The following is a 25780-nucleotide window of genomic DNA, read 5'->3' on the forward strand; positions in this document are numbered from 1 at the left end:
GGACGGAGGAACTCCCACTCCTCATCAGACAGCTCATGACGACGTATCACCCGACCATGATCCACCACGCAAGATCAATTGAAGACACGCCCTAGCGCGCGAAGGGCCGCGCCCCGGTCGCCCGGGGTGCGGCCCTGTCCTGTCTCCGCGCGGAGTGTCAGCCGCGGATCAGGTTGCGCAGCACGTACTGCATGATGCCGCCGTTGCGGTAGTAGTCGGCCTCACCGGGGGTGTCGATACGGACGACCGCGTCGAAGTCGACGCCCGTGTCGGTGGTGACCTTGACGGTGGCCGGGGTCGTGCCGTCGTTCAGTTCGGTGACGCCCGTGAAGGAGAAGGTCTCCTCGCCGGTCAGGCCGAGGGACGCGGCGGACTGCCCCTCCGGGAACTGGAGCGGGAGCACGCCCATGCCGATCAGGTTGGAGCGGTGGATGCGCTCGTAGGACTCGGCGATGACGGCCTTGACGCCGAGCAGGGCGGTGCCCTTGGCGGCCCAGTCGCGGGACGAGCCGGAGCCGTACTCCTTGCCCGCGAGGACGACGAGCGGGATGCCCTGCTCGATGTAGTTGCGGGAGGCGTCGTAGATGAAGGAGACCGGGGCGTCGGCCTGGGTGAAGTCGCGGGTGTAGCCGCCCTCGGTGCCCGGCGCGATCTGGTTGCGCAGCCGGATGTTGGCGAAGGTGCCGCGGATCATGACCTCGTGGTTGCCGCGGCGCGAGCCGTAGCTGTTGAAGTCGCGGCGCTCCACGCCGTGCCCGGTGAGGTACTTGCCGGCCGGGGTGTCGGCCTTGATGGCACCGGCCGGGGAGATGTGGTCGGTGGTGACCGAGTCGCCGAGCTTGGCGAGGACGCGGGCGCCGGAGATGTCGGTGACCGGCGCCGGGTCCATCTGCATGCCCTCGAAGTAGGGGGGCTTGCGGACGTAGGTGGACTGGGCGTCCCACTCGAAGGTGTTGCCGGTGGGGATGGGCAGCGCCTGCCACTGGGCGTCACCGGCGAAGACATCGGCGTAGGACTTGTTGAACATGTCCTCGCCGATGGCGCTCGCGACGACCTCGTTGACCTCGGCCTCGGTGGGCCAGATGTCGGTCAGGAAGACCGGCTTGCCGTCCTGGTCGGTGCCGAGGGCGTCGCGGGTGATGTCGACCTTCATGGAGCCGGCGAGGGCGTAGGCGACGACCAGCGGCGGGGAGGCCAGGTAGTTCATCTTGACGTCGGGGTTGATCCGGCCCTCGAAGTTGCGGTTGCCGGAGAGGACCGAGGTGACGGCGAGGTCGTGGTCGTTGACCGCCTGGGAGACCTCGTCGGGCAGCGGGCCGGAGTTGCCGATGCAGGTGGTGCAGCCGTAGCCGACGAGGTTGAAGCCGACCTTGTCCAGGTACGGGGTGAGGCCCGACTTGTCGAAGTAGTCGGTGACGACCTTGGAGCCCGGGGCGAGGGTGGTCTTGACCCAGGGCTTGCGGGTCAGACCCTTCTCGACGGCCTTCTTCGCGACCAGCGCGGCGGCGACCATGACGTACGGGTTGGAGGTGTTGGTGCAGGAGGTGATCGCGGCGACGGTCACGGCACCGTGGTCGATCTCGTACGTCGTGCCGTCGGGGGCGGTGACGGTGACCGGGTTGCTGGGCACGCCGTTGGTGGCGGCCGGGGCGTCGGAGGCGGGGAAGGACTCCTGGCCGGCCTCGTCGGCGGTGTCGACGTAGTTGAGGACATCGCGCTTGAACTGCTCGGCGGCGTTCGCCAGGACGATCCGGTCCTGCGGGCGCTTGGGCCCGGCGATGGACGGGACGACGGTGGCGAGGTCCAGCTCCAGCTTCTCGGAGAAGTCCGGCTCGGCGGCCGGGTCCAGCCACAGCCCCTGCTCCTTGGCGTACGCCTCGACCAGGGCGACCTGCTGCTCGCTGCGGCCGGTCAGCCGCAGGTAGTTCAGGGTCTCGCCGTCGATCGGGAAGATGGCGGCGGTGGAGCCGAACTCCGGGGACATATTGCCGATGGTGGCGCGGTTGGCGAGGCTGGTGGCGGCCACGCCCTCACCGTAGAACTCCACGAACTTGCCGACCACACCATGCTTGCGGAGCATCTCGGTGATGGTGAGCACCAGGTCGGTGGCGGTGGTGCCGGGGGTCAGCTCGCCGGTCAGCTTGAAGCCGACGACGCGCGGGATGAGCATGGAGACCGGCTGGCCCAGCATCGCGGCCTCGGCCTCGATGCCGCCGACGCCCCAGCCGAGCACGCCGAGGCCGTTGACCATGGTGGTGTGCGAGTCGGTGCCGACCAGGGTGTCCGGGTACGCCTTGCCCTCGCGGACCATGACGACGCGGGCCAGGTGCTCGATGTTCACCTGGTGGACGATGCCGGTGCCGGGGGGTACGACCTTGAACTCGTCGAACGCGGTCTGGCCCCAGCGCAGGAACTGGTAGCGCTCCTTGTTGCGGCCGTACTCCAGGTCGACGTTCAGCTTGAAGGCGTCGTTGGTGCCGAACTTGTCGGCGATGACGGAGTGGTCGATGACCAGCTCGGCGGGGGCGAGGGGGTTGATCTTCGCGGGGTCGCCGCCCAGCTCCTTCACGGCCTCACGCATGGTGGCGAGGTCCACGACACAGGGCACGCCGGTGAAGTCCTGCATGATCACACGGGCGGGCGTGAACTGGATCTCCTGGCTGGGCTGCGCCTGGGAGTCCCAGCCGCCGAGGGCGCGGATGTGGTCGGCGGTGATGTTCGCGCCGTCCTCGGTACGGAGCAGGTTCTCCAGCAGCACCTTCAGGCTGTAGGGAAGGCGCGCGGAGCCCTCGACCTTGTCCAGCCGGAAGATCTCGTACGACTCGTCGCCCACCTGCAGCGTGCTGCGGGCGTCGAAGCTGTTCGCCGACACGACAGTCTCCTTCATTCATGTGCGCGTACCACCGCATCCTGCCGCCACGCAGACTTGGCCAATCCGCTAAGGTAAGGCTAAGTTAGGTAACCCTTACCGGTACTCCTCACCGGGGTGGGCGGCTGCGGCACGCCTCGGCAGATATCTCGATGTCGAGATAACTCTAGTACATGGGCGCGGAGAGGTCATGTGCTGGGTTCTGTGTGCGCGCTCTCATCCGGTCAGGGTGACGGTCACGGGTCGGTGCCGGGCGGCGGCGAACGGTCTGCCGCCGCCCGGCCCGTGACCGGCTCATGGATGAGCACGCACCCCTACCGGGCGTCCTGCCGCTCCAGCCATTCCAGGATCACCCGGTTCGTCTCGTCCGGCTTCTCCTGCTGGATCCAGTGACCGCAGTCCAGACCGACCACTTCCACCCGCGGCACGGACTCCGCCAGCCGCTCGGACCTGCGGATCACATCCCGGTCGCCGTAGATCATGAGCGCCGGGTGCCGGACGACCGGGTCGACGTCCGCCAGCAGCTGCCAGTTGCGGTCGAGGTTCCGGTACCAGTTGACACCGCCCGTGAATCCCGACGACGTGAAGGCCGAGACGAAGACGGCCAGTTCGCTGTCGCTCATGACGGGATCGCCGAGCGGCTTTTCCGCTCTGGCGAGTTCGATCAGCGCCATTCCCGGCCGGGGCTCCACGGGCGGCTCGTTCTTGCGGTACAGATTGCGCAGGAACTGGAAGGTGTTCTCCTCGAACACGGCGTCCGCCACACCCGGCTGCCGATTGAAGTGGACGAAATAGAAATCGCCGCCCAGCATCTCTTCCATGACCTCGATCCAGGGCCGCTCCCCGCGCTCCTGGTAGGGCAGGCTCAGATTGATCACCTTGTTCACCCGGTCCGGGTGCAGCAGGGCCAGCCCCCAGACGACCATCGCGCCCCAGTCGTGACCGACGAAGGTGGCGTCGTCGTAGCCGTAGCGATCGAGGAGTGCGACCAGGTCACCCGAGAGATGCTCGATGTCGTAGGCCGTGACGTCGGCCGGTCGGGACGAGTTCCCGTAACCCCGCTGGTTCGGCACGATGACATGGTGGCCCGCGGCGGCCAGGGCGGGGATCTGGTGGCGCCAGGAGAAGGCGTGCTCCGGCCAGCCGTGGCAGAGCACGATGGGCTTGGCGCCGTTTCGCCGGCCCGCTTCGAAGACTTCCAGCTCGACGCCGTTGACGGAGATGAGGGTGGGCTCGGGAAATTCGGCCGGATGGAACATGCGCTTTCCTCGCGATCTCTTTTTCGGTCTTTCTCGATCTCTGCTGTGCCATCCTTTCGATGAAACCGGTCACCCCATGACCGGTTTCCATGAAAATGTTGCCGATGTGCGAACCGACCGGCTGGTGGCCCTTCTCCTGCTCCTCCAGCGGCGCGAGCAGGTGACGGCGGCGGAGGTCGCCCGGGAACTGGAGGTCTCCGAGCGCACCGCCCGCCGCGACCTCGACGCCCTGGCCATGGCCGGGGTGCCCGTGTACTCCGTGCAGGGCCGGGGCGGCGGCTGGCGCCTCGTGGGCGGCGCCCGGACCGATCTGTCCGGGCTGACCGCGAGCGAGGCCCGCGCCCTGTTCCTGGTCGCCGGACCGGCCTCGGCCACGACCCCGGCCGTGAAAGCGGCGCTGCGCAAGCTCGTCCAGGCCCTGCCGGAGCCCTTCCGGGCACAGGCCGAGGCGGCGGCGTCGTCGCTGGTCATGGACCCCCAGCGCTGGGGGTCGAGTCCGGTCGAGCACCGCCCGCCGCCCCGCTTCCTGGACGTGCTCCAGGACGCGGTGATCCGCGGTGTGCAGGTGCGGCTCGGCTATGTCGACGGCACGGGCGCCGGGACCAAGCGGACCGTCCACCCGCTGGGCATCGTCGCCAAGGGTCCGTCGTGGTACCTCGTCTCCCACACGGGGGCCGGACGGCGGATCTTCCGGATCGACCGGGTGTCGTCCGCCGACCCGACCGGCGACCCCGTGCACCGGCCCGAGGACTTCGACCTCGCCGAGAGCTGGCGCGAGATCGCCGACGAGGTCGACCGCAGGCGAACGCCCGTGACGGTGCGGGCGGTGTGCGCGCCCCAGGTGATCGGCACCCTCCGGGTGACGCTCGGCGGCCGGCTGGAGGTGGGAGGCCCCACGGACGACGGCCGTATCGAGGTCGCGATCCGCGGCCACAGCGAGTACACGCTCGCCAGTGAGCTGGCCGGGCTGGTCGAATGGCTCGATGTGACCGGCCCGGAGGGGGTGCGGGAGCATCTGGCGTCGATCGGTGGGGCGCTGGTGGAGCGGTATGGGTGAGATGGTCCGAAGGTGGGGGGGTTTGGGGGGTTCGGGGTGGGGTGGATGTGTGGTTCGGGGTGCGGTGTTTTTGGTGGTTCGTGGTGTGGCGGCGCGCGGCTGAGTGTCCCGGACGTTCCGGAGGGGGCCGTACCGGAGGGGGGCCGTACCGGAGGAGGGTCGGCCAGGTGGGGGCCGTCCAGTAGGGGGCCCTCCCGGAGGACGTCTGCCGGTCTCAGTAGCCCGCGTCCGCCCCGAAGGCCTGGCGGAGTCGGGCCATGTCGGCGCGGTCGCGGTCGGTCGGGGCGTAGCCCTGGTGGAAGGCGATCTGCTGGTTCACGGAGAGGCAGGGCACGGTGGCGCCACCGATCGTGCCGGTGGTGAAGCAGTCCGCCGGGTAGAGATACGGGTTCGCCGGGTCGAGTGACTTCTGCACGGCCGAGCCGTCCGGGCGGAACGTCACCGGGTGCAGATCGATGTCCCGGCCGCCCGGGTCCGAGACGACGAAGCGGGCCGGGCGCCAGTCGAGGGTCTCCAGAAAGCCCGCGGCGGCGAGCGCGGCCAGCAGCGCCGGTTCCTGGTCCTCGCGGTGCGCCAGATCCAGATCGCGGTGATCGCGGGTCTGCTCACCGATCAGCGCGTCGATCCCCCAGCCACCGGCGATCCAGACATCGGCGCCCGCGCCACGGGCAAGGGACAGGACGGACAGGACGTCGTCGGAAGTCATCACGTGACGCAGGGTAGAGGGAAGCGGGGGTGGGGGCGGGGAGGGGGACGGACAGCGTGGTGGGGCGGCTGGGGCTCGGGGACTTCGTGCGACCGGCGGGGGTGGTGACGCCCGGCGGCCTCGCCCTCGCCGTCGACTGACCCGTCCGTCCACTTCGGCCTGGTCGACTTCCCCGGGGTGCGCTACGAAGTGCTGGACGGCGAAGCCGAGATGCGGTGCCGCTTTTGATGTGACCATGACTTCATGTCGAATCCCGTTGGTCCCCCGACACCCTCCCCTTCCTCCCCGCCCGCCGGTTCCGGTCGTCTCTCGCGGCGCGGGCTCGTCGCCTCCCTCGGGGCCGGGGTGGCGCTGCCGTTCGTCGCGCCCCGGTCCGCCGCGCGGGCCGTCACCGCCTCCGATGCCGTCGCCTCCGCGTCGGGCGGTGGCTCCGTCACCGGGGTCACCCTCGCCGCCAACGACGCCTCGCTGTACGCCGCGCTGAGTCTCGGCGCCCTGACCGCCGTACCGCTGCCGGGCACCCCCGGGCGGGTCTCCGTACGACAGCAGGACGACGTGGAGATCGCGCTGCTGACCACCGGGGCGCGGACCGTGCGGCTGACCGGGGCGGAGCGGACGTTCACCGAGAACAAGAAGCCCTTCACCGATCTCTTCGACCGGGAGAGAACCGACGACTGGGGCAGTTCGCCCGCCGGCGGCTCCTGGTCGACCGTCAACGGCGCGGCCACCGACTACTCCGTCCAGCCCGGCACCGGGACCATCGTGCTGAGCAGCGCCAACCTCAGCCGCCACGCCACCCTCCGCGACGACCCGATCGCCGATGTCGAGGTCCGCGCGGACGGCTCCTTCGAGTCGGCCCCGTCGGGCGCGGCGCTGTCGTTCGCGGTGTCCTTCGGCTACCAGGACACCAGGAACCACTACCGGGCCCGGCTCCTCCTCCACCCCGGCGGCGCCGCCGAACTCCGCCTGGAACGCGAACAGGCCGACACGGTCACCCAGTTGACCCCTGCCGTCCCCCTGCCGAGCGGCCCCGGCACCACCCCCTGGTCGATCCGGGTGCGCCGCACCGGCGACCTCACGCAGGTCCGGGCCTGGCCGACGGCGTCGGCGGAGCCCGCCGCCTGGACCGCCGAGGCGACCGACACCGTGTTCCGGCAGGGACGGGTGGGGGTGCGGGCGGTGGCGTCCACCGGAAGCGACAACCTTCCCGTCCGGTTGCGCGTCACCCGCTTCGCCGTCTCCGCCGCGCGCTGGACCGAGCCGCCCGCCGTCACCCACCGGGAGTGGATCCGCGTCCTGCCCGCGCCCTTCGACGGCACCTGGACCACCGCCCTGGAGCAGACCGTCCGGACCTGGGCCGGGTCGACGGCGCCGGATGTCCTCGCGCACGCCTTCATGTTCGTGGCGGGCGCCCCGGAGGTGCGGTCGGTGGCGCTGGACGGGGCGCGGGTCCTCGGGGAGGCGGGGTACGGACCGGCGGCGGCCGACGGCACCCGGCGCGAGGGCGCCGACTTCCATGAGTACATGGGCCTGCCCTGGACCTTCCCGGTCGGCGGCACCCGCCCCGCCCCGAGCGCCCTGTGGCCCGGCCATCTGGACTGCTCGGGCTATGTCCGGATGGTGTACGGCCATCACGGCGGGGTGCCCCTCGCCGCGGGCGACGACCCCGCGCGGACCGCCCTGCCCCGGCGCTCCCACGACCAGTCCCTGCACGCGCCGGGCGTCACCCTCGCCCGGTCCGCCACCGCTCCCCCGGACCTGGCCCTGCTCCAGCCGGGCGACCTGCTGTTCTTCGACGCGGACAGCGCGGACGCCGGGGAGATCGACCACGTCGGCATCCATCTGGGCACCGACCGCACGGGACGCCCCCGGTTCCTGTCCAGCCGCAAGACCGCCGACGGTCCGACCATGGCCGACCTCGGCGGCCCCTCCACCCTCGACGGCGACGGCCTCTACGCGGGGGCCCTGCGCTCGGTGCACCGCCTCTGACCCGCCCCGCTACCAGCCCGCCCCGCTACCAGGGGGACGGCTCTCCCAGATCCCTCAGCAGCTCGCGTTCGGCGGGGGTGAAGGGCGGGCGGTCCAGGGGGCGGCGGTGTGGTCCGGCGAGGGCGGTCAGGAGGGCGCGCGGGCCCACCAGGGAGGCGGGCGGCGCCTGGAGCGACAGGACGTCGGTCAGGGCCGTCGCGGCGTGGAAGGAGCCGGTGGCCGTGCGGGAGAGGCGGCTGACGTAGCGGTGCAGCAGCCGGTCGGCGAGGGTCGGGGTGCGGCCGGTGGTGGTGGCGAAGTGGATGTCGGTGCCCACCGCGAGGTCCCAGGCGTTGCCGACCCGGGCGCCGACGGCCCGCTGGACGCGGCGGGCGAGGCCGGGCACCGGGCCGGTGGCGCGCAGCTCGTCCCGCAGGGCGACGGCGCCCTGCGCGGCGGCCGACATGCCCTGCCCGTACAGCGGGTTGAAGGCGGCGACGGCGTCGCCGAGCACGACGAGGCCGTCCGGCCAGGAGGGGAGACGTTCGTAGTAGTACCGGCGGTTGGTGGTGCTGTGGGTGACGCTGACCTCGGTGAGGGGTTCGGCGTGCCGGATCAGGTCGGCTATCACGGGGTGGCGCAGGGTGCGGGCGTAGGGCTCGAAGGCGTCGGGGTCGGTGGTGGGGTGGGCGCCGGGGCCGCCCATCAGGCTGACGTGCCAGCGGTCGCCCTCGACGGGCAGGATGCCGCCGGAGCCCGCCGGTCCGGGCCGCCCGGGATCGGCCTGCACGGCGACGACGGGCCAGCCGGAGGTGGGGACGGGGGCGTGGTAGAAGCGGCTGGCGTAGGCGAGACCGGAGGTGATGTCGTCCTGGACGAGCCCGGTGACGCCCAGGCCGTCGAGCCACCGGGGAGTCCGGGTGGCGCGGCCGGAGGCGTCGACGACCAGGTCCGCGGCGAGTTCGCGTTCCGTGCCGTCGGCGGCGCGCACCCGTATGCCGGTGATCCGGTGGCGGTCGCCGCGCAGGGCGACGGCCCTGGTGTGCGGGAGGACGCTGATGCGGGGGTCCTTGAGGACCTGGTCGCGGACGACGGAGTCGGTGAGGTCGCGCCCTGCGGTGATCACCTGGTGGGTGGCGCGTCTCCAGCGCCGGTACCAGCCCTGAGGGGAGTACACGATCATGTCGGTGGTCACCGGTATCCGGTGGGCGCCCGCGGCCAGCAGCAGGCCGACGGTGCCGGGCAGCAGATCCTCCACGGCGTCGATGCCGCCGGTCTGGAGGAGGTGGATGTGCGCGGCCTGCGGGACCCCGGCGCGCGGCACCGGCCCCTCGGGCAGCTCATGGGCCTCCACGACGACGACCGAGCCGACGTGCTCCCGCAGGGCCGCCGCGGCGAGCATCCCGGCGATGCTGCCGCCGACGACGACGGCACGAGCGGGCGGGCGGTGCGGGGTTTCCGTGCTGCTGGACATGGCGGACTGCCTTCGGCCGGGGCACACGGCGCGGCGCGGCGCGCACGCAGGTGCGGAACGGGTGACGGGACGAGAGGGGTGGGGGGCGTAGTGGGTGGCGGGGGCGGGGCGGACGCGGTGGGAGCGGCTGTCAGTGGCGGGGCCTACTGTGCCGTCCATGGAGACGATCTACCAGACATGGGCGGAGACGGTCGCGCTGTTCGAACGGCGCGGTGTCCCTGAGGAGTTGTACGGCGGGCTGTACGAGGAGGAGTACATCCTGCACCCGGGGCCCGCGGCGCTGCCCGGCTCGCTGTGGCTGGACGACCACCAGTACCGGCACCAAAACCCCTGGATCAGGGCCGGGGGCCGCCCTGAGTACGAGGGGATCGACGGCGCGGTCACCGGCTATGTCATCGACGGCGACCTGGAGATCGACGGCAATGTCCTCAACCTGGAGTTCGGCGCCCCGGCGCTGATCGTGCTCGGTGATCTGCGGGTCGCCAACCTGGTCGTGGCGGGCGATGCCCGGCTGCTGGTCCAGGGCGGCATCGAGGCCGAGACGGTCATCGGCGTGACGGCCGACGGGCAGTTGGAGGCGGGCGGGGATCTGCGGGCGGCGCTGGCGGTGCTGTGGGACGAGTTCCTGCCGGAGATAGGCGGACGGCTGCGCGGACGGCCGGTCGTCCCTGGCTACGCCGACCTCGCCGGGGCCGGTCTGACGGTCGATCAGCCGGACCCGCCCCTGGAACTGGCCGAGTTGCTGCTCCCGGAGGCCCTGATCCCCGCCGGGACCGACCCCGGGGACGACGTCCGTCTCTCCGAGGCGGGCCTGCGCTACGAGGGGCTGCTCGACCGGCTGGTGGCCGGACAGCCCCTGATCCGCGGCGGTCGCACGGTCGCCCCGCTGGAGGAACTGCCGCCCCCGCGATGAGCGACGACGACCACAGCGGCCCCGCCCCGGAGTCCTCCCCCGACGGCGGCTTCCGGGAGGACATCCTGTACGTCCAGGAGACGGCGGGCACGGTCCACTTCCTGCTGATCGCCTACCGTCCAGGTGAGGAGGCCCAGGCCGCCGGCTATCTGTTCCGGCGCCGGGCGGGCGACGACGGCCCCGCCGAGAACGTACTGGCCACCAACGACCCGCTCCGCGAACTGTGGGTGTCCGCGCCGGGCCACCCCTGGGTGACCAGCGGCACCGGCCTCGTCTGGACCACGGCGCCGGTGCCCTGGCCGGACGACGACGACCCGGACCCCGGCCTGGAGTTCGAGGTGCCCGAGGGCGGTCTGCGCTGGCGCCACCACCGGCTGCCGCCCCAGGAGTCCGACGGTGCCCGCCCCCGCCCCTGGTCGATCTGGGGCACCTCGGACCGGGACGTCCATATCGGCACCTTCGGCGGCGTCCTCTACCACTGGGACGGCGAGCGCTGGACCCAGCACGACCCCGGTCTCGGCCGCCCCCTCGGCTGTATCCGGGGCCGCTCCCCCGGCGATGTCTACGCGGTGGGGTACGGCAGCACCCTCCTCCACTTCGACGGACACCGCTGGCGCCCCCTGCCGGATCCGGACGGCCCGGACACCGGCGACATCCTCAGCGGCATCGCGTTCGCCCCGGACGGCGAGGTCCTGATCAGCGGCCGGTCGAGGGGCGGGCGGATCCTGCGCGGCTCGGCGGAGGCCGGTTTCACCGTGCGGGCCCGCTGCGGACTCCCCCTCGCCGACGTGGCCGTGGTCGGCGACCGGGTGTTCCTGGCCGCGGGCCGCTCCGGCGCGGCGGAACTCACCCCGGCCGGTGTCCACGTCCTGCGCGACGACCTCCACCCCTGGACGGTCACGGGCGGCGGCGACGGCGTGGTCCGCTTCACGATCAGCCCACCCGAGGCGGCTTACGCGGAGCTGGATCCGGAGGGTGGGGGGTGGCGGGAGGTGGGGTACTGAGCGGCGGCTGTATGGGGCTGGGTGCGGGCGGGAGGGGGGACGCGACGGGCACGCGGATACTCCCGGCCCAGCGCGACCGGCGCGCACCTCACCCCGCCGACCCCCGCACCCACCTCACCTCACCCCGCCGACCTTCGCGGCAGCCCCCGCACCCACCTCACCCCCGCTCCCGCTCCGGCCCCCGCCAGACCCACCCCCGTACATCCCCCTCCACCGCTCTCACATAGGCGCGCGCCACCTCCGCCGCCGGGGTCCCGGCGGAGCCGTCGCGGCCGAGCGCCTCCAGCGTTTCGCTGATCCATCCCGGGCTGATGAGATTGAGCCGTACCCCGCGCGGGAGTTCCGTCGCCGCGTTGCGGACGAAGCCTTCCAGGCCGCCGTTGACCAGGGCCCCGAGCGAGCCGCCCGCCAGGGGTTCGGGGAAGGTGCCGCCGGTGAGGGTGATGGAGCCGCCCTCCCGGACGGACCGTGCCGCCCGCCGGGCCAGCGCGACCTGGCCCAGCAGTTTGCCGCGTACGCCCGCCGCGAAGGTGTCGTCGGCGACGGCCGCCAGGTCGACCAGTGGGCCGCTCGCGGCGCAGCAGATCACCGCGTCCAGACCGGTCACTGTCTCGAACAGGGCGTCCAGGGAGTCCGGTTCCTCCAGGTCCACCCGGACCGGGCCCCGGCGTGAGGCGCGTACCACCTCGTGCGTCCCCTCCAGGGCCCGGACGACCGCCGTTCCGATCGTCCCGCCCGCACCGATCACGAGTACCTTCATGCCGGTGCCTGGCCGGAGGGCGTGCGCAGCCCGAGGAGGCTGTGCTGGATGGCGGCGGCGTCGGTCGCGCCCTGTGTGTCGCGGGCCTCGACGAGGGCGGCGCGCAGTTCGGTGGCCGGTTCGCCGAGGACGATGGCGCTGAGCACCAGTTCCAGCATCAGCCGGTCGTGGTCGTCGTCCGTGGAGCGCTGGCGCGCGGGATCGCGTTCGACCAGGGCGCGGGTGATGCGCCGGCCGCCGCCCTCGGCCGGGGTGAAGGTGGCCACGAAGACTCCGTTCCCCGTCCAGCTGCGGTGCAGGAAGACCTCGTCGCCCTCGGTGAAGACGTTCCACTTCTCGTCCATGTCCCGTGCCTGGTAGCCGCGCCGGATGATCTGCCAGTCCGCGTCCGACCAGATCCGGGCGGGTGGCAGGGACAGGGGGTGCGGCGCCGAGAGGGGGTGGAGGCGGCGGAAGGAGGACCGGGTGAGGATGGGCTCGTCGGCGGACATGCGGTGATCCTAGGCAGCGTTCGCCCGGAGGGCACCGTCCGCCCAGGAGTCACCGTCCGCCGGGGGGGGGCACCGTACTCCCGGGTCACCGTCCGTTCACGCCGCCGCAGGTGCCTCCTCCCGGTCCGCCACCGCCGTGTCCGTGTCCCGGTGGATCGGGGTGCGGCTGCCGGTCAGGGGGGAGCCGGAGCCGCCCCGGCGCGCGGCGATGATCTCCGCCGCGATGGACAGGGCCGTCTCCTCGGGCGTGCGGGCGCCGAGGTCCAGGCCGATCGGGGAGCGCAGCCGGGTGAGTTCGGCGTCGGTGAGGCCCGCCTCGCGCAGCCGGGAATCCCGGTCGGCGTGGGTGCGCCGCGAGCCCATCGCGCCGATGTACGCCACCGGCAGCCGCAACGCCTCGACCAGCAGCGGTACATCGAACTTGGCGTCATGGGTGAGGACGCACAGCACCGTGCGGGCGTCGGTCGGGGTGGTGCGGAGATAGCGGTGGGGCCAGTCGATGACGATCTCGTCGGCGTCCGGGAAGCGGGCGCGGGTGGCGAAGACCGGGCGGGCGTCGCAGACCGTGACGTGGTAGCCGAGGAACTTCCCGGCCCGGACCAGCGCCGCCGCGAAGTCGATCGCGCCGAAGACGATCATCCGGGGCGGCGGCACGCTCGACTCCACGAACAGGGTGAGTCCGCCGGGGCAGTGCGAGCCGTTCTCCGAGATCTCCACACTGCCCGTGCGCCCCACCTCCAGCAGGGCGCGGGCCTCGGCGGCGGCGACCCGGTCGAGCTGCCGGGAGAGGCCGAGCCCGCCCTCGTAGGTGCCGTCGGGGCGGACCGTCATGGCCCGGCCGAGCTGCTCGCGCGGGCCCCGGGCGACCCGGACCACCGCCGCGCCCTCGCCCCGGGCGGCGGACGCCAGCGCCGCGCCGAGGACCGGGCGGTCGGGGGATCGCGTACCGACCGGGGTGACCAGTACCTCGACCGTGCCGCCGCAGGTCAGCCCGACGGCGAAGGCGTCGTCGTCGCTGTAGCCGAAGCGCTCGCGCAGGGTCTCGCCGTCGCGCAGGGCGCGCTCGCACAGTTCGTAGACCGCGCCCTCCACACAGCCGCCGGAGACCGAGCCGATCGCCGTGCCCTCGCTGTCCACGGCGAGGGCGGCGCCGGGGCCCCGGGGGGCGCTGCCGCCGACCGCCACGACCGTGGCGACGGCGAACGCGCGTCCTTCGGCCACCCAGTGGTCCAGCTCCCGGGCGATGTCGAACATCCTTGCCTCCGTGCACCGGCCGCAGGGCGGTCCGGCGGGTTAGGGCCCCGGTGTCCGCCTCACCGGAGGTGCGCTGTGTGTGGTCTCAGATGAACGTGGGGGTCACTCCTCCGGTTCCCGGGGCTGCCGGGGGGCGGTACGAGGTCGGTGTACGGCCGGTCGGTCACTCCCCGGGTTCCCGGCGGCTGCCGGGGGCGGCACGAGGTGGCTGCACGGCTGATCGGTCACTCCTCCGGTTCCCGGCCGTTTTCCTCCAGGCCCGCGGTGAGGATCCGGTCCGGTCGCAGGGGGAGATCGCGGTGGCGGACGCCGGTCGCGTGCCAGACGGCGTTGGCGATGGCCGCGGCCGTGCCGACGATGCCGATCTCGCCGATGCCCTTGATGCCGACGGGGTCGTCGTCGTCCGGTGCGGCCAGCCAGTGCGCCTCGACGGCCGGGACGTCGGCGTGCGCGGCGAAGTGGTAGCCCGCGAGGTCGGCGCCGACGGAGGCGCCGGAGGCGGGGTCGCGGGCGGCCTCCTCGTGCAGGGCCATGGACAGGCCCCAGGTCATCCCGCCGACGAACTGCCCGCGCGCGGTGAGCGGATTGACGATCCGCCCGGCGGCGAACACGCCGAGCAGCCGCCGTACCCGGATCTCCCCGGTGCCGGTGTCGACGGCGACCTCGGCGAACTGGGCGCCGTAGGAGTGCCGTTCGCGGGCGGGCAGGGCGGCGAGGGCGGCGGTGGTGTCGGCGCGGGCGGTGATGCCCTGCGGGGGCAGGTCGGCGCCGGGGACGAGCCGTTCGCGCAGTTCGCGGGCGGCGGCGGTGACGGCCCAGGCCCAGGAACGGGTGCCGGTGGAGCCGCCCGCGATCATCGCCGGTCCGAAGTCGCTGTCGCCGATGCGGACCCGGACCCGGGCGGGCGCCACGTCCAGCGCGTCGGCGGCGACCAGGGTGAGCGCCGTACGGGCGCCGGTGCCGATGTCGGCAGCGGTGATGCGGACGGTGAAGGTGCCGTCGGCCTCGGCGGTGACGGCGGCGGTGGAGGGCCCGGCACCGGCCGGGAAGCAGGCCGCCGCGGTGCCGGTGCCGAGCAGCAGCGGACCCTCGCGGCGCAGCCGGGGGCGGGGGTCGCGGTCGGCCCAGCCGAAGCGGTCGGCGCCCTCGCGGAAGCAGTCGAGGAGCTGCCGTCCGGCGAAGGGCAGTCCGGAGACGGGGCCGAGCGCGGGTTCGTTGCGGGCGCGCAGTTCGATGGGGTCGAGGCCGAGGCGTTCGGCGAGTTCGTCGAGGGCGCACTCCAGGGCGAAGGAGCCGGGTGCCTCGCCGGGGGCGCGCATATAGGTCGGGGAGGGCACGTCGAGGCGGACCAGCCGGTGGGCGGTGTGGTGGGCGTCGGCGGCGTAGAGCACGCGTCCGGTGGAGGCGGACGGTTCGGTGAACTCATGGACCGTGGAGGTGAGATTGAAGCCCTGGTGCTCCAGGGCGCGCAGGCGTCCGTCGGGTCCGGCGCCGAGCCGTACCCGCTGGACGGTGGGGCTGCGGTAGCCGGTGAGGGAGAACATCTGGCGCCGGGTCAGCACGACCCGGACCGGGCGGCGCAGCCGGGTCGCGGCCATCACGGCGGCCACCTGGTGGGCGCGCAGCCCCTTGGACCCGAAGCCGCCGCCGATGTGCTCGGAGCGGACCCGTACCGCGCCCGGGTCGAGCGAGAACATCCGCGCCAGACCGCCCTGGACCCAGGCGGCGCCCTGGTTGGAGTCGATGAGTTCGAGCCGGCCGTCCTCCCAGCGGGCGGTGGCGGCGTGCGGCTCCATGGGGTTGTGGTGCTGCTCGGGGGTGGTGTAGCGGGCGTCGACGAGGACGGCGGACGCGGCGAGCGCGGCATCGAGATCGCCCTTGCGGACGGCGGAGGCGACATGCGGCCCGTCCGGGGGGACGTAGGCGCCGGGGTGGTCCTCGCGGAAGTCCGTGTCGTGCGGTTCGGTGGCGTAGTCCACGGCGAGGGTCTCGGCGGCCTCCCGCGCCTGCTCGGAGGTCTCGGCGACGACCAGGGCGACGGGCCAGCCCCGGTAGGGCACCCGGTCGTGCTGGAACACGGCGCTCGTGGTGTCCCCTTCGTCCGGTTCGACGTGCGGCGCGTTCCCGTGGTGCAGGACGGCGAGGACGCCGGGCCGGGCGAGGGCGGACGCGGTGTCCACGGACCGGATCCGGCCCCGGGTGACGGTGGCCAGCACCAGCCAGCCGTGCGCCAGCTCGGCGAAGGGCACTTCCCCGGAGTAGCGGGCGCGCCCGGTGACCTTGTCGGGGCCTTCGACGCGGGTGTGCGGGACGCCGACGGCGCTGAGGGAGGTGAGGGTCATCGGTCGCCCCCCTGGGCGCTCGGGACGGGTCCGCCGGGTGGTACGGGGGCGGTGAGTTCGGTGAGCAGCGCGGTGACGAGGTTGCGGACGAGGGGGACCTTGTACGCGTTGTCCCGCAGCGGGGTGGCCGCGGCGAGTTCGGCGTCGGCGGCGCGGGTGAAGGCGTCCGGGGTGGCGGGGCCGCCGAGCAGCGCCCGCTCGGCGGTACGGGCCCGCCAGGGCCGGGAGGCGACCGCCCCGAACGCCAGCCGGACATCGCGTACGACGCCGTCGGCGGTGTCGAGGGCGGCGGCGACCGACCCGATGGCGAAGGCGTACGAGGCCCGTTCGCGGACCTTGCGGTAGCGGGAGCGGGCGGCGACCGGGGCGGGCGGCAGGGTGACGCCGGTGATGAGGGCGCCCGGGGGCAGCACGGTCTCGCGGTGCGGGGTGTCGGCGACGGGCGGGTAGAGGGCGTCGAGCGGTATCTCCCCGGCGCCGTCCTGGCTCTCGTAGGAGATGACCGCGTCGAAGGCGGTGAGGGCGACGGCCAGGTCCGAGGGGTGGACGGCGACGCAGTGCGCGGAGGCGCCGAGGACGGCGTGGCCGCGGTGCTCGCCCCGGACGGCGGAGCAGCCGGTGCCGGGGTCGCGTTTGTTGCAGGGGGCGGTGAGGTCGGTGAAGTAGGGGCAGCGGGTGCGCTGGAGGAGGTTGCCGCCGATGGTGGCCATGTTGCGGAGCTGCCCGGAGGCGCCGGACAGGACGGCCTGGGCGAGCGCGGGGTAGGCGCGGCGGATGCCGGGGTGGGCGGCGAGGTCGCTGTGGGTGACGGTGGCGCCGATGCGTATCGAGCCGTCGGCACAGCGTTCGACGCGGTCCAGGGGGAGGGCGCCGATGTCGACCAGGCGGGCGGGGCGTTCGACGCCGGACTTCATCAGGTCGACGAGATTGGTGCCGCCGCCGAGGTAGCGGGCGTCGGGGTCGCGGCCGAGGAGGGCGAGGGCGCCGGGTATGTCGTGGGCGCGGTCGTAGCCGAACTCCCTCATGCGGTGGGCTCCTCGGGGGCGGGGGCGGGGGTATGGGTGGGGGCGGCTGCGGTGAGGTGGGCGGGAGTACGGGTGGGGGCGGCTGCGGTGAGGTGGGCGGCGTGCGCGACGGCGTCGACGATGGCGACGTAGGCCCCGCAGCGGCACAGGTTGCCGCTCATCCGCTCGCGGATCTCCTCCGGGGTGAGGGGCGGTGGTCCGGTCTCCGGGCGGAGGTCGGCGGTGACGGCGCTGGGCCAGCCGGCCGCGTGTTCGTCGAGGACGGCGACGGCGGAACATATCTGGCCGGGGGTGCAGTAGCCGCACTGGTAGCCGTCGAGGTCGAGGAACGCCTGCTGGACGGGGTGCAGTCGGCCGTCCGGGGCGAGCCCCTCGACGGTGGTGATCTCGGTGCCCTCGGCGGCGACGGCGAGGGTCAGACACGCCAGGGTGCGGCGCCCGTCGGCCAGCACCGTGCAGGCGCCGCACTGTCCGTGGTCGCAGCCCTTCTTGGTGCCGGTGAGGTCGAGCCGCTCGCGCAGGGCGTCGAGGAGGGTGGTGCGGTGGTCGGCGGTCAGCGCGTACTTCTCGCCGTTGATGTGGAGGGTGAGGTCGCTGGAGGTCGACGCGGGGGCCGAAGCCATGGTCAGCCTTCTTTCGCGGAGCTGTCGCGGTTCCGGGCGCTCTTTTTGGGGGCCGGCGGGCGGCGGGTGGGGGGTGGGAACCGGGAGTCGCACGCTGCGAGACTGGGCTCGGCGCCGCCACCCCCGGAGACTCAACCGGACAACTGTCCGGATACGCTCAGGAACGTAGCGGACAGCTGTCCGGTTGGCAAGATCGGGTTCGCGCGGGACAGGCCGGGAGAGACGACTATGAGACAGCCGAGGAGCGAGGCGGCGCGGGGTGCGGACGCCACCCCGCAGCGGGTGGACGCCCAGCGCAATCGCGAACGCATCCTGGCGGTGGCCCTCACCGAGCTGACCCGCGACGCCGGGGCCCCGCTGAGCGCCATCGCCAAGAAGGCGTGCGTCGGACAGGGCACGCTCTACCGCCACTTCCCGAACCGCGAGGCGCTGGTCATCGAGCTGTACCGGCATGAGATGCAGCAGGTCGCGGACGCGGCGCCGGAACTGCTGCGCACCTGCGCCCCGGAGCGGGCCCTGCGCGAGTGGATGGACCATCTGGCCCGCTACTACATGACCAAAATCGGACTGGCCGAGGCGATCCGCCGGGCGACGAACGCCCCCGGCTGCGCGACACCCCCCGGCGCCGCCCCGCTGCTGGACGCGATCGAACTCCTCCTGGCGGCGGGCGAGAAGGCCGGAACCGTCCGCCCCGGCGTCACCGCGGACGATTTCGTGCTGGCCATCGCGGGCCTGTGGCAGATCGACCCGACGGACGACTGGCAGCCGAGGGCGCGGCGACTGCTGGACCTGGTGATGCGCGGCCTGAGCACAACGACACCGACCGAACCGTGAGCAACCGGGCACCCACCCCACCGAACCTGAACCAGATCCAGAGCCAGAGCCAGGACCAGCCCGGCATCCACTCCGCCGACCCCACCGAACCCGAACCAACCCGGCATCCACCCCACCAAACCCCAATCCACCCCACCTCCGGCACAAGCGCCCCCACCAGCGACTCTTGACGCCGTTTCACCCGAACGGACCCCCCAGCGAGCGCCATCTCATATCTGAGATAGCCTCAACGTCATGGCAGACGACTACCTCGAACGCATCGGCAAGCTCATCAGGGACGCCCGTCAGCACCGGGGCTGGACCCAGTCGCAGCTCGCGGAGGCGCTCGGCACCAGCCAGAGCGCCGTCAATCGCATCGAGCGCGGTAACCAGAACATCAGCCTTGAGATGATCGCCCGAATCGGTGAAGCGCTGGACAGCGAAATCGTCTCGCTGGGCTACGCGGGCCCGATGCATCTGCGGGTCGTCGGCGGTCGGCGCCTGTCCGGCGCGATCGACGTCAAGACCAGCAAGAACGCATGCGTGGCGCTGCTGTGCGCGTCGCTGCTGAACAAGGGCCGCACCGTGCTGCGCCGGGTGGCGCGGATCGAGGAGGTCTACCGCCTGCTGGAGGTGCTGGGCTCCATCGGCGTCCGCACCCGCTGGATCAACGGCGGGGTGGACCTGGAGATCGTGCCGCCCGCCGACCTGGACATGGACGCGATCGACGCGGACGCCGCCGTACGCACCCGGTCGATCATCATGTTCTTCGGTCCGCTGCTGCACCGCATGGACCGCTTCAAGCTGCCGTACGCCGGTGGCTGCGACCTCGGCACCCGGACCATCGAGCCGCACATGATCGCGCTGCGCCGGTTCGGGCTGGACATCGCGGCGACGGAGGGCCAGTACCACGCGGTGGTGGACCGCGCCGTCCGCCCCGACCGCCCGATCGTCCTGACCGAGCGCGGCGACACGGTGACCGAGAACGCGCTCCTGGCCGCCGCCCGCCACGACGGGGTCACCACGATCCGCAACGCGTCCTCCAACTACATGGTCCAGGACCTGTGCTTCTTCCTGGAGGCGCTGGGTGTGCGGGTGGAGGGCATCGGCACCACCACGCTCACCGTCCACGGTGTCCCCACCATCGACGTGGATGTGGACTACTCCCCCTCCGAGGACCCGGTGGAGGCGATGAGCCTGCTGGCCGCCGCGGTGGTCACGGAGTCCGAACTGACGGTCCGCCGGGTCCCCATCGAGTTCCTGGAGATCGAGCTGGCGGTCCTGGAGGAGATGGGCCTCGACCACGACCGCAGCCCCGAGTACGTCGCCGACAACGGCCGCACCCGGCTGGCGGACCTGACCGTGCGCCCCTCGAAGCTGGAAGCGCCGATCGACAAGATCCACCCGATGCCGTTCCCGGGCCTGAACATCGACAACGTCCCGTTCTTCGCGGCCATCGCCGCGGTGGCCCAGGGCAAGACCCTGATCCACGACTGGGTCTACGACAACCGCGCGATCTACCTCACCGACCTCAACCGCCTCGGCGGCCGGCTCCAGCTCCTGGACCCCCACCGCGTCCTGGTCGAGGGCCCCACCCGCTGGCGCGCCGCGGAAATGATGTGCCCCCCGGCGCTCCGCCCCGCGGTGGTGGTCCTGCTGGCGATGATGGCGGCGGACGGCACGTCGGTGCTGCGCAATGTGTATGTCATCAACCGGGGGTACGAGGATCTGGCGGAGCGGTTGAATTCGATCGGGGCGCAGATCGAGATCTTTCGGGACATCTGACGCACGCGCGGCTGCCGCCGCACTCTGGCTGCTGACCTGCGACTCAGCGGGCCAGGGCAGGGTGCGGCGGCATCCCCGTGATTCCTCTGGGACTTTGGGCCTGTGGCTGGCTACGGGCCACGCTCCACAGGTCCTGCCGACCAGCCTCGGCTACGCGAAGATCGCGTCGATGGCGACGCCGCCTCGCGCGCCCGCGCGGGGCAGGGAGTGGGAGTACTTCCACGACATGAACCCGGGGTCGGAGTGCCCCAGCCAGCACGCCAGGGAGACGACCGACTCGCCGGCCTCCAGTTCCTCGGAGGCGAAGAAGTGACGCAGGGGGTGGACGCCTGCTCCCGGAACGGCTCCTCCCACACACGAGCACCGTCGGCGCTGCCCTCGTCCAGCGGGGCGATCACGGTCGCGCCGTGGTCGGAGCGAGCTTCCACACGTAGGAGTTGAGGTAGTTCCGGTTGCTGGCCCTGCGCTCGCGTCCCGTCACCAGGAGGCTGTAGGTCCTCGGTCGCCGCGGTTTGGCCGCCGCTGGTGTCTCGGCGGGAGTCGGGTCGTCCCGGGGCGGCGTGACCGGCACCGGTGCGGACTGCTGCATGTGCTGCTGCCGGGTGGCCCGAGCCACGCTGCCCGGCAGTGGCAACGTCGCGGACCTTGCGCCCCTTGGGGAGCGCGAAGCACAGCTGTTCCCGTACCTCGACCGACCGTGCTGGAGCGGCATGGGTTGCGTCCGAGGCGGCGGTCCTCGACGGCGGCCCGGAGGATGCTGGAGAGCGTTCCCCGGACGAGACGGACAGAGGTCGGACTGAAGGAACGGCCCGCTGGGCACCAGGAACGGATGGGGCTCCTGTCCGCAGGGCCGCGCCTCCCAGGGTGAGCAGTACCCGCGCGGAAGCCGTCGGGCGGCTCCGCCCGGGAAGGCAGGCGGCAGACGGTCCTACAAGAGGCGTCGTCGGGAGTCCCGTCCTGGCCGGACGGGACTCCCCTTCCTCTGATCCCGCGCGGGTGCGGGCAGCGGGTCAGCGGCCCGCGGTGAACTCCGCCAGCCGGGCTACGAGTTGCCGGTCGGGCCGGGCGATGAGGCCACAGACGGGGCTGCGGGCGGCGAGCCGGTCGGCCTCGCGCTCCGGAGCGCCGTCCGGTGGCAGGGCCCGCGAGCCGTGGTCACGGATGTAGCGGGCGAAGATCTCCAGCACGGCGAGGAACACCGCGTCGGGCGGCATCAGGCACCGCATCACCCGCGAGGGCATCGAATCCTCCAAGCGGCTGGGGCAGCACCGTTGGACCATCGAACGCTCTCTGGCCCGGCACGCTTGCCCGGATGCCGCCGCCCGCACCGCTGCTACGAACGCAAGGCCGACCACGTCCTGGCCTTCACCAGCATCGCCTGCATCGCCTGCATCGCCTGCAACCCTCATCCAATACCGCCGACTGGCCAAGTGAGATGCGAATCGCAGGGAACGTCACATCCATGGCTCACATGCCGCGTTCGGGCCCTTGCCAACTGACTGAGCGCTCCTCGTAGGTCATCGGCATACTCTCGAACACAATCGGACCCGGATAGAAAACTGCGCTTCCCGGACCGAACATACTCTCTCCAATCAGATGCCGATAGAACCATTCAGAGAAAGACATTCGATATTCGTAGAACCCTTGCTCATCACCGTCACAGGAAAGAAGGATCCATTCTCCGGAATGGCTTCCAACCATACGAGCAATCCCAAAGAGGTATTCTCCACGATCAGTACTGAGCAATGGAATGAGACCAGCAGGCCCACCAAAGACCGGCCCCCCTGGCATCGTCGGACAATCATCCTCCGTAAATTTACTGCGCGAGAACGCCTCCACCGTCCCGCGCATCCATTGACCGAGGTTCCACCTACGGGTATGCGGATGCTCCAGAAAGACATGTCCATTCAGCTGAACCGGGGCGTACTTTTCCAGGATCCTCTTGTAGTCCTCAGGAAGCCGAACACCCAACTCACTTTCCAGGTCATCCCATGACCCGACGAACGGTACGGGGCTCGTGCGCTCCCCGAGCATCTCCATGACTGCATCGGTGTAGTTGAGTTGCATGGTCACCTTCAAAATTCATTTCGGACAGTTTGCAGAACCCTCAGCAGGGCCACCCACAGGGGGCCGGTAGGTCACACAGCGCTTGCGCACACCTGTGTTTAGGCCCGCGTGATTATACTCGATCCGGGTGGGGATTCCCGAGGTCGCATTGTCGTAGTGCGGGTTTATCGCCAGAGCAGGACTGTGACCGGATTCGAGAGACATGCGAATATCCTTATCCACTCCGTCCCTGATGTACGGGCTGTTGGTCTTCGCATACTGGGGGACGAGGTTTCGCAGGTCCTTCCCGCCGCCACCGTCGATCTTCGGCTGAAGATTTCTGTTGTTCGGGTCCGGTATCGGTGCCGGGCCCGGGATGCGTCGTCGTCGTCAGATCCTGTTGGAGGTTGTTCGCCTGGGACAGAATCGAGCTGGACGCGAGGAGTCGTCCCTCGGGCGTGTGGTTGTAGACGGTGGCCCCGTCACCTGCCGGGTTGCGCAGGTCGGCATAGATCGGGTTCCGCCGCTCGGACTCCTGGAGTGCGGTGTCTTCCGAGGCCACCTGGGCGTGGCGGGCCGGTACGGACTAGGGTGGCATGTCGGACAGCGGGAGTGGAGCTGTGACATCCCGCGCCGAATTCGCCCCCAGGGCGGGACAGTGGGCCGATGGGCCGGGAGAGTCGTATGGAGAAGAGTCCGGACACCGAGCTGCTTGAGTCCATCAGGACCGTGATCCGCCTGGCCCGCATCGTCCAGCAGGTGTGCGAGGAGGCCGGGCTCACCCTGGCCCAGTACCGCGCGCTGAACAGTGCCGTGGTCGGCGAGCAGCGGGCGTACGAGCTGGCGCGCTCCACGGCGGTGAGCCGCCCCGCGGTGTCGGCGCTCACCAATGGCATGGTGCGAGCCGGTCTCATCGAGCGCAGCGACACGGCGGGCGACGGGCGGGGGGTCGTCTTCTCGATCACCCAGCACGGCGTCGACACCCTTCGGGGCGCGGAGGGTCTGCTGGTGCAGCGGATCAAGGACGTTCTCGGGGAGACCGGGGATGCCATCGAGGCCTTCAGGGCGCTGCGTGTGGAGGAGATCGAGGCCGCGCTCGACATACAGGCCGAGAAGGACTTCGGCGGGGGCGGGCGGCGCGCTTGGGCCGGGCGGGCGAAGAACGGCTGAGCCACGGCCCGTGCAGGACCGCTCGCGGCCAAGGTCGCCCACGTCCAGGGCCGCTCGCCATCAAGGTCGCCCACGTTCAGGGTTACCCACCTCCAAGGCCGCTCGCCGCCAAGGTCCCCACGTCCAGGGCCGCCCATGCCCAGGGCCGTCGCGCCCAAGCCTCGGGCGGCCCGACACAGCGGCCTGTGCCGCACGGCCTGGACCACACGGCCTGTCCCAGCTGTGGCCCACCGCGGTCATCAGCCGTCGATCCGTCGATCCGGGGCTCCGGAGCTCCGGGCCAGTCGCCGCCCCGGATGCCCAGGCCCTGCGAGACGGCCCCACAGGGACGACCGTCCGGGTTGCCGGACAGTACGCGGCGGCGAACGGCATTGAGGGGACGGCTGACTCCCTGGCCCGACAGGCCCGGGCAGGCCCCGGTAGGCCCCGGTAGGCCCCAGCAGGGCCCGTGCCGCCAACCCGCGCGACGAAGCCGAGGAGTGCGTCAGTCGCCCGGCGGTCCCGCATCGGTGCCCCGGTTCTTCGAGTCCCGGTGTTTCGGGCGGCCGGTCCGCTCAGGGGACGTATCCTCTCCCGGTGCCTGGGCCTCCTGTGCCGTGGGCTCTTTCTGTTCGCTCCCGGGGAGCGTGGTACGCAGGGGAGTCTCCCGGAGGGCCAGGGAGACGGCCAGACAGACCAGGGCGACCACCGCGGACACCAGGAACACGACGGCGAGGGCGTCTCCGTACGCGGTCTGTGCCGCCTCCCGCAGTGCCGGGTCCGGTGCGGGGCCGCCGCCCGGCTCCGTCGCCGCGGCGGTGTCGGTGAGACCGGCCGCGCGGTGGGTGACCACGGCGCCGAGCAGGGAGACGCCGATCGCGCCCGCGAGCGACCGGAAGAAGGTGACGGTGGCACCGGCGGCACCCACCCGGTCGGTGTCCACGGAGTTCTGGGCCACCAGGACGTAGTTCTGCATCACCGCCCCGATACCCAGCCCGACCAGGACCGTCGCCGCGAGCAGCAGCGGCAGGGGCAGGGGACCGGCACCGGTCACGGCGGGCAGTCCGAGCAGCGCCAGCCCGGTCACCAGCAGGGCGGAGCCGCCGACCAGGAACGCCTTCCAGCGCCCCGAGCGGGTGATCAGGGTCCCCGAGCCCAGGGTGCCGGCGAGGGTGCCGAGCATCATCGGCATGCCCAGCAGTCCGGCGGCGGTCGGTGAGTGCCCGAGGGCTAGTTGGAAGTACTGGCTCAGGAACAGGATCACCCCGAACATGACCACCCCGACGGAGACGCTCCCCAGAACCACCAGCCGGGTGTTCCGGTCCCCGAGGACGGACCGTGCGACGACAGGCGCCGGGTGGTGACGCTCCACCCGGACGGTGATCGCCCCGACGAGGACGGTGGCGCTCAGGAACGCGGCCGTCTGCCAGGAGACCCAGGCGAACGCGTCGCCCGCGAACGTCACCCACAGCAGCGGCAGCGACGCGGTGACGGCGATCAGCGCCGCCCCCGTCCAGTCCGCCTCCGCCTTTCGGCGGGGGGTCTCGGGCAGCAGGAGATGACGTTGCAGAAGGACCAGGCTGACCAGCGCGAACGGCAGCACGACCAGGAAGCACCAGCGCCAGCCGAGCCACTCGGTGTCCACGACGACCCCGCCGACGAGCGGGCCGCACACCGTCGCCCCGGCCATGACGGCACCGACGTAGCCGGAGTAGCGCCCCCTCTGCCGGGGTGGGACCAGGGTGGCGATGACCGCCTGGCCGGTGGCCATCAGACCGCCCATGGCGATGCCCTGGACCGCCCGCATCGCGATGAGCGGCCCCATCGACGGGGCGAGCGCCGCGCCCGCCGAGCCGGTCACGAAGATCACGAGCGCGAGCTGGACCAGTGGGCGCTTGCTGTACTGGTCGGCCAGGCGCCCCCAGATCGGGGTGCTGACCGTCATGGTGAGCAGGGAAGCCGCCACCACCCAGGTGTACTGGGCCTGGCTGCCGCCGAGTTCGGTCAGGATCGCGGGCAGGGCGTTGGTCACGATCATCGTGCTGAGCACGGAGGAGAACAGCGCGAGCAGCAGTCCCGTGAGGATCCGCATGATCGTCCGATGGGAGATCACGGGATCCGCCGCCGCCATGGCGCCCTTGCCGGCTGATTCGGGTCGTTCGGAAGTGGATTCCATGCCTTGCTCTGAGTTCGTGGGTGAGCCTTCCCGGGGTCCGCTCCGGGCCGGGGCGGACCGCTGGAG

At 72.0% G+C, this 25780-nt stretch carries 21 protein-coding genes and 1 pseudogene; 8 read left to right on the forward strand and 14 right to left on the reverse strand.

Annotated elements, in window-relative coordinates:
• Positions 1-157 precede the first annotated feature (157 nt).
• Together acnA and ABZX40_RS22290 are read right to left on the reverse strand one after the other, a co-directional pair.
• A complete protein-coding gene (acnA, locus tag ABZX40_RS22285) occupies positions 158-2872 on the reverse strand; it encodes an aconitate hydratase AcnA (RefSeq protein WP_355741176.1) in 2715 nt (904 codons plus the stop codon).
• 311 nt (positions 2873-3183) lie between these two features.
• Positions 3184-4128 carry an alpha/beta hydrolase gene (locus ABZX40_RS22290; RefSeq protein ID WP_355741174.1) on the reverse strand — a complete coding sequence of 315 codons (945 nt, stop codon included), beginning with the start codon at positions 4126-4128 and terminating at the stop codon, positions 3184-3186.
• Between the two features lie 106 nt (positions 4129-4234).
• Here ABZX40_RS22290 and ABZX40_RS22295 point away from each other — a divergent pair, with 106 nt between their 5' ends.
• Positions 4235-5185, forward strand: coding sequence for a WYL domain-containing protein (locus tag ABZX40_RS22295; protein WP_355741172.1), 951 nt, complete (start codon positions 4235-4237; stop codon positions 5183-5185).
• A gap of 214 nt (positions 5186-5399) precedes the next feature.
• On the opposite strand, the gene ABZX40_RS22300 is transcribed toward ABZX40_RS22295, so the two are convergent.
• Entirely contained in the window at positions 5400-5891 is a 492-nt protein-coding gene (locus tag ABZX40_RS22300; protein WP_355741170.1) for an amino acid transporter, read from the reverse strand.
• Between the two features lie 243 nt (positions 5892-6134).
• Between ABZX40_RS22300 and ABZX40_RS22305 the strand changes: the two genes are divergently transcribed.
• Entirely contained in the window at positions 6135-7880 is a 1746-nt protein-coding gene (locus ABZX40_RS22305) for an NlpC/P60 family protein (RefSeq protein WP_355741168.1), read from the forward strand.
• Positions 7881-7905: 25 nt separating this feature from the next.
• On the opposite strand, the gene ABZX40_RS22310 is transcribed toward ABZX40_RS22305, so the two are convergent.
• Positions 7906-9333: an FAD-dependent monooxygenase gene (locus tag ABZX40_RS22310; protein WP_355741166.1), complete on the reverse strand. Its 1428-nt coding sequence runs from the start codon at positions 9331-9333 to the stop codon at positions 7906-7908.
• A gap of 157 nt (positions 9334-9490) precedes the next feature.
• Between ABZX40_RS22310 and ABZX40_RS22315 the strand changes: the two genes are divergently transcribed.
• Both ABZX40_RS22315 and ABZX40_RS22320 read left to right on the forward strand, forming a co-directional pair.
• A complete protein-coding gene (locus tag ABZX40_RS22315; RefSeq protein ID WP_355741164.1) occupies positions 9491-10246 on the forward strand; it encodes a hypothetical protein in 756 nt (251 codons plus the stop codon).
• Positions 10243-11250: a hypothetical protein gene (locus ABZX40_RS22320; RefSeq protein ID WP_355741162.1), complete on the forward strand. Its 1008-nt coding sequence runs from the start codon at positions 10243-10245 to the stop codon at positions 11248-11250. The genes ABZX40_RS22315 and ABZX40_RS22320 overlap by 4 nt, the downstream gene beginning before the upstream one ends.
• Positions 11251-11407: 157 nt before the next feature.
• Here the strand turns inward: ABZX40_RS22320 and ABZX40_RS22325 are convergent, their stop codons facing one another.
• The 6 genes from ABZX40_RS22325 to ABZX40_RS22350 all read right to left on the reverse strand — a co-directional run bounded on the left by ABZX40_RS22325 (position 11408) and on the right by ABZX40_RS22350 (position 17745).
• Complete coding sequence (locus tag ABZX40_RS22325; RefSeq protein ID WP_355741160.1) at positions 11408-12010, reverse strand: short chain dehydrogenase; 603 nt, start codon at positions 12008-12010, stop codon at positions 11408-11410.
• Entirely contained in the window at positions 12007-12501 is a 495-nt protein-coding gene (locus tag ABZX40_RS22330) for a hypothetical protein (protein ID WP_355741158.1), read from the reverse strand. Before ABZX40_RS22330 ends, ABZX40_RS22325 begins: the two co-directional genes overlap by 4 nt.
• Positions 12502-12597: 96 nt before the next feature.
• Positions 12598-13755 carry an XdhC/CoxI family protein gene (locus tag ABZX40_RS22335; protein WP_355741156.1) on the reverse strand — a complete coding sequence of 386 codons (1158 nt, stop codon included), beginning with the start codon at positions 13753-13755 and terminating at the stop codon, positions 12598-12600.
• 224 nt (positions 13756-13979) lie between these two features.
• Positions 13980-16097, reverse strand: a complete 2118-nt coding sequence (locus ABZX40_RS22340) for a xanthine dehydrogenase family protein molybdopterin-binding subunit (RefSeq protein ID WP_355741154.1) — start codon at positions 16095-16097, stop codon at positions 13980-13982.
• A complete protein-coding gene (locus ABZX40_RS22345; protein ID WP_355741153.1) occupies positions 16094-17122 on the reverse strand; it encodes a xanthine dehydrogenase family protein subunit M in 1029 nt (342 codons plus the stop codon). Before ABZX40_RS22345 ends, ABZX40_RS22340 begins: the two co-directional genes overlap by 4 nt.
• The gene (locus tag ABZX40_RS22350) at positions 17119-17745 is read right to left on the reverse strand and encodes a 2Fe-2S iron-sulfur cluster-binding protein (RefSeq protein ID WP_355741151.1); all 627 of its coding nucleotides are present in this window, start codon (positions 17743-17745) and stop codon (positions 17119-17121) included. The genes ABZX40_RS22345 and ABZX40_RS22350 overlap by 4 nt, the downstream gene beginning before the upstream one ends.
• 228 nt (positions 17746-17973) lie before the next feature.
• Here ABZX40_RS22350 and ABZX40_RS22355 point away from each other — a divergent pair, with 228 nt between their 5' ends.
• Both ABZX40_RS22355 and ABZX40_RS22360 read left to right on the forward strand, forming a co-directional pair.
• Positions 17974-18579 (forward strand): TetR/AcrR family transcriptional regulator, encoded by a 606-nt coding sequence (locus ABZX40_RS22355; RefSeq protein WP_355741149.1) that lies wholly within the window; start codon positions 17974-17976, stop codon positions 18577-18579.
• 234 nt (positions 18580-18813) lie between these two features.
• Positions 18814-20343 carry a UDP-N-acetylglucosamine 1-carboxyvinyltransferase gene (locus ABZX40_RS22360; RefSeq protein WP_355741147.1) on the forward strand — a complete coding sequence of 510 codons (1530 nt, stop codon included), beginning with the start codon at positions 18814-18816 and terminating at the stop codon, positions 20341-20343.
• A 150-nt stretch (positions 20344-20493) separates the two neighbouring features.
• On the opposite strand, the gene ABZX40_RS22365 is transcribed toward ABZX40_RS22360, so the two are convergent.
• Together ABZX40_RS22365 and ABZX40_RS22370 are read right to left on the reverse strand one after the other, a co-directional pair.
• Positions 20494-20697: a hypothetical protein gene (locus ABZX40_RS22365; RefSeq protein WP_355741145.1), complete on the reverse strand. Its 204-nt coding sequence runs from the start codon at positions 20695-20697 to the stop codon at positions 20494-20496.
• Positions 20698-21353: 656 nt separating this feature from the next.
• A complete protein-coding gene (locus ABZX40_RS22370; RefSeq protein ID WP_355741143.1) occupies positions 21354-21584 on the reverse strand; it encodes a hypothetical protein in 231 nt (76 codons plus the stop codon).
• Between ABZX40_RS22370 and ABZX40_RS22375 the strand changes: the two are divergent.
• A pseudogene (locus ABZX40_RS22375) lies at positions 21565-21725 on the forward strand (IS5/IS1182 family transposase); the annotation flags it as partial. The gene ABZX40_RS22370 and the pseudogene ABZX40_RS22375 overlap by 20 nt on opposite strands.
• 85 nt (positions 21726-21810) lie before the next feature.
• On the opposite strand, the gene ABZX40_RS22380 reads toward ABZX40_RS22375, so the two are convergent.
• Complete coding sequence (locus ABZX40_RS22380) at positions 21811-22410, reverse strand: SMI1/KNR4 family protein (protein ID WP_355741189.1); 600 nt, start codon at positions 22408-22410, stop codon at positions 21811-21813.
• Positions 22411-23073: 663 nt separating this feature from the next.
• Here ABZX40_RS22380 and ABZX40_RS22385 point away from each other — a divergent pair.
• Positions 23074-23559 carry a helix-turn-helix domain-containing protein gene (locus ABZX40_RS22385; RefSeq protein ID WP_355741141.1) on the forward strand — a complete coding sequence of 162 codons (486 nt, stop codon included), beginning with the start codon at positions 23074-23076 and terminating at the stop codon, positions 23557-23559.
• A 484-nt stretch (positions 23560-24043) separates the two neighbouring features.
• Here the strand turns inward: ABZX40_RS22385 and ABZX40_RS22390 are convergent, their stop codons facing one another.
• The gene (locus tag ABZX40_RS22390) at positions 24044-25714 is read right to left on the reverse strand and encodes an MFS transporter (protein ID WP_355741139.1); all 1671 of its coding nucleotides are present in this window, start codon (positions 25712-25714) and stop codon (positions 24044-24046) included.
• Positions 25715-25780 lie beyond the last annotated feature (66 nt).

Origin of the sequence: Streptomyces sp. NPDC004610, assembly GCF_040609715.1 — a bacterium.
Lineage (GTDB): Bacteria > Actinomycetota > Actinomycetes > Streptomycetales > Streptomycetaceae > Streptomyces.